This window comes from Pseudoalteromonas sp. T1lg10 (genome assembly GCF_002964545.1).
In the GTDB taxonomy this organism is placed as follows: domain Bacteria; phylum Pseudomonadota; class Gammaproteobacteria; order Enterobacterales; family Alteromonadaceae; genus Pseudoalteromonas.
Window position 1 is genome coordinate 504,849 of the sequence record NZ_PQBV01000051.1, and the last position, 11,562, is coordinate 516,410.

The following is an 11,562-nucleotide window of genomic DNA, read 5'->3' on the forward strand; positions in this document are numbered from 1 at the left end:
AAGCAGTTTAAATTCATATAGTTATAATTTATTTCCTTTGCTAAATGTCCTAACAAGGTTTTATTTGGCTGCTACTTTTTTTCCATTACCCCAACGAATAAACGATGCCATAAGTTTGCTTTCAAAGGCTTTCCTTGTGAACAAATTGCTATTTCTTCAGGTGTGTTAGCAGCTGCATGGTAATGGGACATAAATCTCATCCCCAAATATTCAGCACTTAACTTAAATGGCGCGGCAAATGCGTCTAGGCCTAGTTCTACATTGCTGGTAGACAGCAGCGACATTTGCTTTTTACGCAATAGTCTCAATTGCGGACGCAACTCGTGTTCAGTCATATATTCGGTGAGGCGATCAAAGAAGTTCTTTAGCTGAGGTGTGGTGTTATACCAGTACATTGGTGAGGCAAAAACCCAATGCTCAAACGTTAGTAATTTAGCCATTAGTGCTTGGAAATCATCCTCGCCATCATTGTTATACTTATTTATTTCATAGCAATAAGGTTTTATTCTAAAATCGTCTAAAAACAAGATGTAGGTATTTAATCGCCGCGCCAGCGTTTGTGCCGCTTTATAAGTGTTACCGTGGCGTCTGGCACTGCTGAAAATAATAATGTGTTGAGTCATAACTAATTGCCTTATTTGAAGTTTAGCAATAGGCTAAAAGCTCAACTTAAGTTTAGGTCAAGAAACATGACACTAGAAGCGAACTTGTCCGTGGGACTGGTGGCCAACCGCGCCGGCGTGAGCATTTCAGCATTACACTTTTACGAAAAAAAAGGGCTTATTCGCAGCTGGCGCAACCAGGGTAACCAGCGCCGTTATAAACGTGATGTGCTCAGGCGCATTGCGGTGATCAAAGCTGCGCAGAAAATGGGCATCACCCTTGAAGAAATAAAAGAAACACTCAGTACCCTACCGGACAAGCGCACCCCAACAAAAGCCGACTGGCAACAGTTGGCGCAGCATTGGCAGCGGCAATTGGATGAGAAAATTGCCTATATGCAAAGGCTTAGAGACAGGGTCGACGGCTGCATTGGGTGCGGCTGCCTGTCCATGGAAAATTGTCCCATTTACAATTCCGACGACTACCTGGGCGAGCAAGACAGTGGCGCCGTGTTACTCGAACATCCAGAACTAGAACGAAGTGGAGATTAGACCCGCTTTTCTATATCTTATTAACTGCGAAAAAAAATAATAAATAGCGCCCAGTTAAATTGGCGCAAAAATGACAGGGTTAACAATATGAAGAAGTTCGGTCCCGGCCTGCTCGTTGCCGCCGCTTTTATCGGTCCAGGCACCATTACCACCGCATCGGTAGCCGGTGCCAATTTCGGATTTACCCTGCTATGGGCGCTGTTATTTTCGGTCGTTGCCACCATTTTATTGCAGACTATGGCCGCCCGCCTAGCCCTGGTAAGCGGGCAAGGTCTAGCACCGGCCCTGCGCGCCAATATTAATCAACCCTTATTAAAGTATCTGGCGATCTTTTTAGTGATCAGCGCCATAGGTATCGGCAGCGCCGCTTACGAGGCAGGTAACCTCAGCGGCGCCAGTCTCGGCTTACAAGGTCTGTTCGGCCAGCACACCGGAAGCATCTGGACACCCGTCATAGCCCTGGTCAGCGCCCTGCTTCTTTATAGCGGCAAATACAAGCTGATTGAGCGCACCTTGATACTTCTGGTTGGTGTTATGAGTGTGGTGTTTGTCGCTACCATGGTGCTTGCCCAACCATCCCTTAGCGATCTCTTTGCCGGTTTTAAGCCCAGCCTGCCAACTGACTCATTAACCACAGTGCTGGCGCTGATAGGCACCACCATAGTGCCTTATAACTTGTTTTTACACTCGGGAGTCATTGCCAGGGAAGATACCCGGCAACAGGAGGTAGACCAGGCCATTCGTGTTCATAATTGGGATACCGGACTGTCGGTTGGTCTTGGCGGCCTGATCACCCTGGCCATAGTCGCCACCGCCAGTGTTGCCTTCTTTGGCCAACAAACGGGTACTCTCAATGCCGCCACCATGGCTAAACAGCTTGAGCCCCTGCTCGGCACCTATGCTCAGTACTTCTTTGCCATCGGCTTGTTTGCCGCCGGCCTCACCAGTGCCATTACCGCTCCATTAGCCGGTGCCTATGCCGTTTGTGGCATGCTCGGCGGTAAAGACAAGGTAGAAGACACCCGCTTTAAACTGGTGGCCATTGCCATCTTGGTATTTGGCGCTGTGGTAGCGAGCCTCGGACTCGACCCCGTCGCCGTGATCATCTTTGCCCAGGCCAGCAATGCCTTGCTGCTGCCCATAGTTTGTATCTATTTATTGTGGCTTCTCAATAACAAAGCCGTTATGGGTCAGTATAAAAATGGCTGGCTCGTGAACCTCTTGAGCCTGCCTGTCATTATTACCGTGGTAGGTTTAAGTGCTTATAAGCTAGTTTCACTGCTCTAATGCCTGAAGCTCCTTTATTGTCCGCAAAGGGCCTAGGGTGTACATACTAATTTGCTGTATTCATTGCTTCTTTCTTGATCCATCAGCAAATTTCGCTCACTCTTAGTGCAACAAAACATTCACAATTAGAGATACCGATGAAATACCTGATCAGCACCCTCTTGCTCCTTTGTACCCATCTAGCAAATGCCAACGGCAAACTTGCCAGCGAACTGCAAGTGTTCGAACCTTACCTGGGTACCTGGGAGTCAACCTTCAGCATGGGCCCCGAACAACCTGATGTCACCGATGTGGGCAAGTGGGAACGAGCACTTAACGGTACTGCGATACGCACTATGCACAGTATTAATGACGGTGCCTATGGCGGAGAATCTCTGATTTTTTGGGATAAAGGTAAAGAATCCCTGGTGTTCTACTACTTCACCACCGCCGACTTTTATACTCAGGGTACATTAGAAGTCACTGACGACGGCTCTTTTGTTGCTTATGAAGATGTGAGCGGCAGCAGTGAAGGGATCACTCGGGTGAAATCCACCAGCTCATACGTAGACGGGCAGTTTGTGGTCACAACACAATATTTAAAAAATGGTGAATGGACCCCGGAACAAAAGCGTCACTACAGCCGCTCGCAAAAAGAAGTGGTGTTTAAATAGCCTGTAGGTCGGTGCTTCGCGCCGACAAAAAGAGAATAGTATGCATCGTTGTCGGGGCTATCGGCAATTGCTCTTGCATTGTTGCCTACACGAGAATAGCTGCGATTATCCGTGGGCGAGGCTTTAGCTTGGCTAATGTGCTCTATTGTCGGGGTTTTCGACAATGTGCTCCTGCATTGTTCTACTACCGCCATCCATGGCGGTAAACTCCGACCTACAGTATAAATTTCAAACTAAGTCATAAAACCGTCATATTTATAGCGCATAATTGTCCGCAAATCGGCAATAATTGACAGGATATGACCCAGTTTCGCTCTCCGTTGGCAGTGTTTTCACTGCGTAACGACAATGCTTTAGCAGACTTTGATAGTTTAACGCAGCAGCCCGTGCTTTTAGGCGCGCCCGAACAGTTGCCGCAACTGCTTTGCCGTCTGCCGAACAATGCCCAACCCGGGGACTGTCTTCATGCTAGCGTGAGCTTTGCCGAACAGCGCCATGCCTTGTTGCAGGCGCGCCATAGCGTCCATGAGCGCGATCTTCTAAGCACCATGGTGGTGCTGACCCTAAGCCCAGGCGCTGAGTCGATGCAACAGCAAGTTCAGGGACAAGGCCTGTTACAGCTGAGCCTTCATGGTCGCCATGAGATCATCAAAGAAAGCGCTCAGTTCAGCGTTCATTTGCACCCGCAAAGCCTGTACGAAAGCCTAACCCCTGGCCTGCAAAGTAAATCCAAAGCCCGCCGTTTGGTTGACTACTGCCAACGTATTTGGGGTGATACCAATTCATTTAAATAGCTAATCATTCTAGCGGGCTAAATAGCGTGCTAACTGCGTTGGAACTTTCCTTATGTAGAATAACTACATAAGAAAAATTCCGCCTTGTTATCACATCATTTATCCAGCGCTATATCTGCTCACATACTTAACAGAATTGGTATTAATCAGGAAAGCTGACTTTCCCCATGGTAACGCCCGGCATGCCCGGGTGACCAGCCTCACTGGTTGCGCTGCCCGCCAAGGTGTCATTGGCCAGCAGGGCAAACAATACGGCTTCCTTAGCATCCGGATTGATGCCCAGTTGCTGCAATGAATTTAGCTCTATACCTGCACTGCAATGCGCCCTAATGCGGGCCATCAGTAAGGGGTTATGAATACCACCACCACTGGCATACACCTTAATGTCACCGAGTTTTTCCGCCAAGCTATTCAGCTGCCTGGCAATTTCCAGCGCCGCAAACTCGCACAAGGTCGCCAGCACATCGTAATGGCCCAACTCCTGAGTGTGACTCTGCGTTTGGCATTGTGCCAAATAGGTGAGGTTAAACACTTCCGGTCCCGTGGTCTTGGGCATCGCCTTGGCAAGAAAGGGGTGGGCCGTGAGCGCTTGCAGCAATGCCGGTGCAACCTTGCCCTGCTTTGCCAAAGCACTCTCTTTATCATATTCAAGAGGAGCAAAGTAGCGCTGCACATAGGCATCTAGCATGGTATTGCCTGGGCCAATATCGGCGCATAAAGTCTGCTCTAACGGCGCATCTTTCGCCAGCACAGTCAGATTGGCAATACCGCCCATATTCAACAGCACCCTATGCTCATCACCGCTGGCGAAATACCAATAATCACCATAGGCGGCCAAGGGCGCCCCTTCACCTCCTGCGGCTATGTGTTTTTGGCGAAAATCACTCAGGGTAATAATTCCAGTTTCTCGCGCCAGGTGACAGCCATCGCCAAGTTGCAGCGTGGCATTACCATAATCGCTAAGCCCATGCTGACTTTGCGGGCAATGATAAACGGTTTGCCCGTGACTGGCGATGATATCAACACTCTGTGGGTCTATATGCCAACTTGCCAGACACGCATTGACCAATTGCCCGTGCAACTGTCCTATCCAGGGATTGAGCAAGGTGAGGTGCTGCAGATCTATATCGCGCCTGGCAAAAATCTGGCGCACCCGCTGCTGATAGCTTTCGGGGTAGGGGCAAGTGGTAAATTGCAGCACATCCACCTGAGTATTCGAGCCGGCGCCGCGAATACGACACAGAGCCACATCAAGGCCATCCATGGACGTGCCACTCATTAATCCGATAATAAGTCGCTCCGACTTGGCGGCGATATCATAAAGGCGTTCAATATGTGCATGCATAGGGGGGAACCTAAAATTTAATTACCGCCAATCTAAGCGAATGACCGGCAGAACTCAAATCCCGTCCGCATCTTATTCCCGTAGAGATGGATATTTGTGCGCATTTTTGCGCTATTCAATACGCAACAACGCCTTAAAGCAAAAATTCTAGATCATGCTTTTGCAACTTGGTCGTTATATATGCTGCGCCACCTCCCTGTTATCAGGAGGCGGGTAAATTTCTGCGTGCCTCTTTTTAGCGCCCGCGGTATTGCGTATTATTGCGTTTTCGCTAGGTAGTAAATGGGGTGCTATGAATATCCAACAGGTAATTGACGACATTAGCGCGGACGTTCGGGCCCGTTTGCCTGAGATGGCAGGCGAGGTAGCCAGTTATATTCCGGCGCTCGCCGAGGTAAAAGGTGAGCAGTTTGCCATGGCGGTGCATACAGTTGATGGACAGAGCTATTTCAGCGGCGACAGCGAACAGTGCTTTAGCATTCAGTCAGTTTCCAAGGTTTTGACCCTCACCCTGGCGCTGCAGCGCTATGGCGATACCCTGTGGCAACGGGTAGGCAAGGAGCCCTCGGGCACGGCCTTTAACTCCCTGACCCAGCTCGAATTTGAGCAGGGTATTCCCCGCAATCCCTTTATCAACGCCGGCGCTATAGTCACCTGCGATGCGCTTTATTCGCGTCTCAGTGCGCCCACCCATCATATGCTGGCAACCGTGCGTCAGCTCAGCGGCAACCCGCGTATCAATATCAATCAGCGGGTATCGCGATCCGAGTATCAGCACCGTCACCGCAACGCGGCCATGGCCTATTTGATGGCGTCCTTTAATAACTTTGAAAACGAAGTGGAAGAAGTGTTGAAGGTGTATTTCGGCTTTTGTGCCATCGAGATGAATTGTGCCGAATTGGCGCGCACCTTTTCCTATCTGGCAAACAGGGGCGTTGATGTGGCCTCAAAGCGGCGCATTCTTGCCGCCAAGCAAAACTCCCAGCTCAATTCCCTGCTCTTTACCAGTGGTTTGTATGATGCTGCAGGGGATTTTGCCTACCGGGTCGGTATGCCGGGTAAATCCGGGGTGGGCGGCGCCATTATTGCCGTGGTGCCGGGGAAGTTTACGGTCGCGGTCTGGTCGCCTAAGCTCAACGAATACGGCAACTCCAGCGCCGGTATTTATGCGCTGGAGCAGTTTGCCGACAGGCTTAAACTACAGCTCTTCTAGCACTTCCTGAGCGGCTTGTGCAGTCGCTTTTTTCGACTCTGCTTTTGACGCCGACTGCGGCTTATCAAAAATACCCAGGCGAATGCGAATAAAGTGGAAGATCTCTCGCGCCACATCTATGGCAGTGGCCTGCTCCAGGCCTTCAAAACCCGGGCTGGAGTTGGCTTCACAAATTTTAAAGTGCTGCTCATCGAACAGTAAATCGATACCAGCCACATCCAAGTCCAGGGCATTGGCGGTTTGCGTTGCCAACCATTCGATTTCCGGGGTAATGGCATACAAGGAGCCTGTGCCGCCGGCGCTGACATTGGCCTTAAAGTTATCGCCACCACTGTTGCGCTCCATGCAGGCAACCGCTCTGCCACCTATGGTCAGAACCCTTAAATCACGACCATGGCTGCTTTTAACAAACTGCTGCAAAATAATATTGGCCTGAGGGCTGGTCGCCTCAATAAGCTGCATCAAATCGTCAAATTCATTGCGGGTTTTGCTCAGGAATACACCGCTGCCCTGCGAGCCGGAAAGGGTTTTCACCACCACGGGAAAACCAATTTGCTGTTCAACCAGGGCGATATTTACCGGGAACTTAACCAACATGGTGGTCGGTGTCGGCAGATTTTGCTTGGCTAAGATTTGCTGGGCATAAAGCTTGTCTTTGACCGTTTCAATGGCGTGGGCACCATTAACGCAGTACACCCCAAGGCGCTCCAAATGGCGGATAATGGCAAGGGCAAAATAGGTGGTGCCGGCACCCATGCACGGCATAACAAAGTCCGGTAAGGGCACGGGCTTGCCGTCGATCAGGATACTTTTATCGTCTTCACGGGTCACCAGCAGATCGAATTGATCCGGGGCATAGACCTCCAGCTCGATATTTTCTTCTTTGGCAACGGCCACTAACCGTTCAATTTCATACCGCTCTGGTTTTAATAGATTGGCGCCATCAGTGTAGATAATCCAGCCGCGCATAGTGCCCTCTCGACAAGCAAAAGGCGGCATTATGCGTTGAGCGTCAACATGGGTAAAACAAGAATATTTTATCGTGGCGATAAAATATCACACTTAAAACTTACTATTTCCCCATATTAATTTGCATCCCTGGTGGCAAATTCAGACCTACAAGGTGTCGGCAAAAGAGTCGGCTTGCTCTAGCAAGGCCAGTGCCTGGGGCAGGCTGACCGGCTTGGAATAATAATAGCCCTGGCTGAAATGGCAGCCATAATCATGCAGCTGTTGGTGCTGATCAGCGCAGTCGACGCCCTCGGCGATCACTTCCATATCCAGCTCTGAGGCTATGTTGATCAGGCTGGCGATCACCACCTGATGCTTATGTTCACTCAGCAGTTTATGAGTAAAAGATTTATCAATTTTCAGGTAATCAGCACGCAAATCAATAAGATGACTAAGTGAAGAATAGCCGGTACAGAAATCGTCCAGGGCTACCTTAACGCCCTGCTCGCGCAAAATATTGAGTTGATCCTGCACCTGTTGCACGCCTATGGCCACAGACTCGGTCACCTCTATGGTGAGCTGATGGGTGGCGATCTGATGTTCGTGCAACGCCGCTAAAATGGCTTCGACCGGCTGCAATAACTGATTGAATTCTGATACCGAACGATTGACCGACAGACAGATATGAGGATAACCGCGTTTGTGCAGAGTGGATAAGTCTGCCAAGGCCCGCTGCAGCACAAATTGCCCGAGCTGGGAAATCAGCCCAAACTCCTCAGCAATGACAATAAATTCTTCGGGATCGATGGTGCCAAGCTCGGCATCATGCCAACGGGCCAGGGCCTCAAACTTGATGATTTTACCACTGCGAAAATTGACAATGGGCTGATAGGCGACGGTCAATTCATTGGCTTTGAGGGCCTTAGCGAGTTTATCGCGCAATTGAATTTTACGTAGGTACTGACCTTCAATTTCGTCGCTGTAGATGGCAATGCTTTGCGACTGAGTTCGTTTAGCGCTGAGCATGGCATGATTGGCATTGCGTACAAACACAGTAGCGCTATCTATCTGCTCGTCGATATGGGCGATACCCAGGCTACAGCTGAGCTCGATATTCAGCTCGCCCAGGCGAACGGGCTGACATACATGGGTTAAAATACGCTGCGCACAGGCATAGGCCTGCTGCTTTGTGCTGTTGGCCAGCAGCAGGGTAAATTCATCGCCACCGTAACGGCTAAGCACATCCGAGCTGACAACGCAGTGCTGCAGTCGTAAGGCCACCGCCACCAACACCTTATCTCCAACCTCCGGGCCATAGAGGTCGTTAATATCTTTAAAACGGTCGAGATTTAAAAACAACAAAGAGCTGGGGGTGTTTTGATCATGATGCAGGCTAATATGCTGCTCGACCCGCTCTAAAAAGCTGCGCCTGTTGTGTAACCCGGTGAGCGGCTCCTGAGAGGCATAAAAACGCAGTTGTCGCTCGCTTTCTTTCCAATCGCTGATATCGCGAAACAGACCGATATAATGAGAGATCTCGCCCTGCTCATCGCGGTTGACTGTGATCGATAATTCCTCCGGATACACCTCACCGGTTTTGCGGCGATTATAAACCTCACCACGCCAGTGCCCATGGGTGTGCAACTGCTGCCACATATTGGCGTAAAACTGCTGATCATGACGACCTGAGGCCAAGAGCCCGGGAGAGCGCCCTAACAATTCGCTTTCATGATAACCCGTGTAGAATTCAAAGGCCGGATTCACGCGCAGGATTTTATTCTCAGCGTCGGTGATCATAATGGCTTCTTTGCTTTGCTCAAATACTATATTTCGCAGCGACAGCTCCGCCAGCATGGCATTTTTTCTTTCTATGTCTATCTCGTGGCGGGCTTGCGCGGCGACAATAAAGGCCAGGTCTTGAAACCACTGCAGGCTTTGCGCGCTGAAGTTTTGCGGCTGCTCAAACATGGCCACCAGAATACCTATGGGCCGACGGGACACATCGCGCATCGTCATGCCTAAGTAGGCCTTAATACCCAGCTCATTGAGCATGGCATCGTGAGGAAATAAGGCCGCGACTTGATCCTGATAAATACAGACATCGACGCTGCAGATAGCATCGGCACAGGGAGTCGATTCAAGCTCATATTCTATGTTGTCCAGCACCTGACCTTGAGAGTGAAAGGCCAAGGTGCGCACCTGTAAGCCATCGTCACTTAGGCGACCAACAAAACAGTATTTAGCGGCAAACACTTGGTCAATCATTGACAAGGCCAGCTCATAAGCTTGCTCACTGCTGCTTGTTTGGTACAGTGCGTTGAAGGACTGGGTCATGAAATAGTGTTAATCTTTTTGTATTATTTTCTTGTAGCTTAGCACAATATCGACGCTGAACCTGAGTGTATTGCGATATATGAAAGCGATATAAAACAATGACTTCAAGATGACAGCTTTATCACTGTGACAAAAAGTCAGCCTTTCCAGTTGTACCACTTACAAATACAAAGAGCAATCATACCAAATTCTGTTAATTAGGTGATCAGAGATAACGCAGGAGCTTGTCCTAAAGCTCTGCAACTTCGGTGCGATTACGGCCATTGTTTTTTGCCTTGTACAGCGCATTGTCAGCGGCTTTTAATGCCGCCTTTAGTTCTACACCGCCCTGCCACAGACTCACACCCACAGACACTGTAACCTGCGTCACTGGCTTAAAACTATGCTCGGCAACCTGCTGGCGCAAGCGATCGGCCAGTTCTTGTGCCCTGTCGATATCAAGCCCAGGCAACAACAGCATAAACTCCTCACCACCACTGCGACAGACATAGTCATACTCGCGACATCCCAGCTTAAGCAATCGGGCCAGGGTTTTGATCACCTGATCACCAACATCATGACCAAAGCGATCATTGATACACTTAAAATGATCGATATCCAGGGCCAGTACGGCAAACGTTTGTCCCTGCTCTCGCATCGAGTCCAGACAGGTTTGCAGGTAGCGACGATTGCCTATGCCGGTCAGGGGATCGGTATTACTCGCCAGATTAAGGGCACTGATACGTTGCAACTGTTCATGGCTATAGGCTGCAATGGCCCGCTTCAGGGTTTTCGCTTCGGCATACCAGGCGGGAATATCGTTAAAGGTTTTGTCGTTATCGCGCACCCGTTGGGCCAGGATTTGCAATGGCGCACTGATGGTGCCGGCAAGCAACCAAATGGCCAAAAGCGTGATTAAGGTCACCGGTGCACCTTTTTCCATCAGGTTGCCTATGGTATTGCCAACACTGTTGACCACCTGCTGCTGTGCACTCGAAACCAACACCACCCAGCGCATGTCCTTAACCGGTGCATAACCTATTAACTGGGCGCTGCCCTGCGTGCTGACCATGGCACCGCTTTGCCCGGCTTGCGCTTGCATAAACGCGTCCCACAACGGGTGCATTTCACCCACTGTCATACCAATCTGCCGGCTCTGACTGTCGTAAACCACGGCGCCATTCTCACTGAGCACCATAATACGCGCTTCCGCACCATGAAAATGGGTGCCCAGCAGGCGCGACAAGATATTATTGCCATGCAAATAAATATTGCCGGAAATATAGCCCAGATAACGCTGGGGCTCTGTGTCTGACATGATCGGATGCGAGGGGCTGACCACCAGGTTACCCAAGGGCGATACATAGGGCTGCGGCATCATGGCCTGCGGCACCATTAATGACTGCTTGGTGGCAGAGGCGTGCAAAATAATACCCACGGCACCCAATTGCTCAGGTGCGGCACTGATCACCTCGCCGCGGCGGTCGACAATCACCACCGAATTAAAAGACTGGGTTTGTGATAGTAAACGCTGTACTTCTTGCTCACGGCGGGCGGCGTTATCCAGATCACCGCTCAGCGACTTGGCGCTATAAGACAGTTGCATTTGCAATGATTGAATAAACTGGCTGGTAATATCGGCCAGTTTACCGGCATAGGCACGGTTTGCCTCAAGGCTTTGCGTCATGGCCTGTTGGGTATAAACCCGGTCGCTAATCACAAACTGGTTAGCCAGGGTAATAAGCACCAAGAGCAGAGTAAAACCTAAAATTACTTGGCGCAGATCGAGTATAAACAATCGCGGAAGACGCATTAACCATTCACCACTAATACTTATTCATTAAGCGAGAGT

10 protein-coding genes are annotated in these 11,562 nt (G+C 50.0%); 5 read left to right on the forward strand and 5 right to left on the reverse strand.

Features of this window, described 5'->3' with window-relative positions; translation table 11 throughout:
• Positions 1–71 precede the first annotated feature (71 nt).
• Positions 72–623, reverse strand: a complete 552-nt coding sequence (locus tag C2M17_RS15555) for a flavodoxin family protein (RefSeq protein WP_105201617.1) — start codon at positions 621–623, stop codon at positions 72–74.
• Between the two features lie 66 nt (positions 624–689).
• Between C2M17_RS15555 and soxR the strand changes: the two genes are divergently transcribed.
• From soxR to C2M17_RS15575, 4 genes are all read left to right on the forward strand, one after another.
• Positions 690–1,154: a redox-sensitive transcriptional activator SoxR gene (gene soxR / locus C2M17_RS15560; RefSeq protein ID WP_105201618.1), complete on the forward strand. Its 465-nt coding sequence runs from the start codon at positions 690–692 to the stop codon at positions 1,152–1,154.
• Between the two features lie 87 nt (positions 1,155–1,241).
• A complete protein-coding gene (locus C2M17_RS15565) occupies positions 1,242–2,441 on the forward strand; it encodes an Nramp family divalent metal transporter (RefSeq protein ID WP_105201619.1) in 1,200 nt (399 codons plus the stop codon).
• 137 nt (positions 2,442–2,578) lie between these two features.
• Positions 2,579–3,094 carry a hypothetical protein gene (locus C2M17_RS15570; protein WP_105201620.1) on the forward strand — a complete coding sequence of 172 codons (516 nt, stop codon included), beginning with the start codon at positions 2,579–2,581 and terminating at the stop codon, positions 3,092–3,094.
• A 299-nt stretch (positions 3,095–3,393) separates the two neighbouring features.
• Positions 3,394–3,888: a hypothetical protein gene (locus C2M17_RS15575; protein ID WP_105201621.1), complete on the forward strand. Its 495-nt coding sequence runs from the start codon at positions 3,394–3,396 to the stop codon at positions 3,886–3,888.
• Positions 3,889–4,030: 142 nt separating this feature from the next.
• Here C2M17_RS15575 and C2M17_RS15580 read toward each other — a convergent pair whose 3' ends face one another.
• Positions 4,031–5,233 carry an anhydro-N-acetylmuramic acid kinase gene (locus C2M17_RS15580; RefSeq protein ID WP_105201622.1) on the reverse strand — a complete coding sequence of 401 codons (1,203 nt, stop codon included), beginning with the start codon at positions 5,231–5,233 and terminating at the stop codon, positions 4,031–4,033.
• A 292-nt stretch (positions 5,234–5,525) separates the two neighbouring features.
• On the opposite strand from C2M17_RS15580, the gene glsB reads away from it, so the two are divergent.
• On the forward strand, positions 5,526–6,446 hold the full coding sequence (gene glsB / locus C2M17_RS15585) for a glutaminase B (protein ID WP_105201623.1): 921 nt from the start codon (positions 5,526–5,528) through the stop codon (positions 6,444–6,446).
• Here glsB and C2M17_RS15590 read toward each other — a convergent pair.
• The 3 genes from C2M17_RS15590 to C2M17_RS15600 all read right to left on the reverse strand — a co-directional run bounded on the left by C2M17_RS15590 (position 6,432) and on the right by C2M17_RS15600 (position 11,523).
• On the reverse strand, positions 6,432–7,415 hold the full coding sequence (locus tag C2M17_RS15590; protein WP_105201624.1) for an ATP-grasp domain-containing protein: 984 nt from the start codon (positions 7,413–7,415) through the stop codon (positions 6,432–6,434). The genes glsB and C2M17_RS15590 overlap by 15 nt on opposite strands.
• A 147-nt stretch (positions 7,416–7,562) precedes the next feature.
• On the reverse strand, positions 7,563–9,731 hold the full coding sequence (locus C2M17_RS15595; protein ID WP_105201625.1) for a bifunctional diguanylate cyclase/phosphodiesterase: 2,169 nt from the start codon (positions 9,729–9,731) through the stop codon (positions 7,563–7,565).
• A 229-nt stretch (positions 9,732–9,960) separates the two neighbouring features.
• Positions 9,961–11,523 carry a sensor domain-containing diguanylate cyclase gene (locus C2M17_RS15600; RefSeq protein ID WP_105201626.1) on the reverse strand — a complete coding sequence of 521 codons (1,563 nt, stop codon included), beginning with the start codon at positions 11,521–11,523 and terminating at the stop codon, positions 9,961–9,963.
• Positions 11,524–11,562: the final 39 nt, after the last annotated feature.

Bases quoted from the DNA above. Each gene is read 5' to 3' on its own strand.
- C2M17_RS15555 (WP_105201617.1), bottom strand. From the start codon at position 623: ATGACTCAACACATTATTATTTTCAGCAGTGCCAGACGCCACGGTAAC.
- soxR (WP_105201618.1), top strand. From the start codon at position 690: ATGACACTAGAAGCGAACTTGTCCGTGGGACTGGTGGCCAACCGCGCC.
- C2M17_RS15565 (WP_105201619.1), top strand. From the start codon at position 1,242: ATGAAGAAGTTCGGTCCCGGCCTGCTCGTTGCCGCCGCTTTTATCGGT.
- C2M17_RS15570 (WP_105201620.1), top strand. From the start codon at position 2,579: ATGAAATACCTGATCAGCACCCTCTTGCTCCTTTGTACCCATCTAGCA.
- C2M17_RS15575 (WP_105201621.1), top strand. From the start codon at position 3,394: ATGACCCAGTTTCGCTCTCCGTTGGCAGTGTTTTCACTGCGTAACGAC.
- C2M17_RS15580 (WP_105201622.1), bottom strand. From the start codon at position 5,233: ATGCATGCACATATTGAACGCCTTTATGATATCGCCGCCAAGTCGGAG.
- glsB (WP_105201623.1), top strand. From the start codon at position 5,526: ATGAATATCCAACAGGTAATTGACGACATTAGCGCGGACGTTCGGGCC.
- C2M17_RS15590 (WP_105201624.1), bottom strand. From the start codon at position 7,415: ATGCGCGGCTGGATTATCTACACTGATGGCGCCAATCTATTAAAACCA.
- C2M17_RS15595 (WP_105201625.1), bottom strand. From the start codon at position 9,731: ATGACCCAGTCCTTCAACGCACTGTACCAAACAAGCAGCAGTGAGCAA.
- C2M17_RS15600 (WP_105201626.1), bottom strand. From the start codon at position 11,523: ATGCGTCTTCCGCGATTGTTTATACTCGATCTGCGCCAAGTAATTTTA.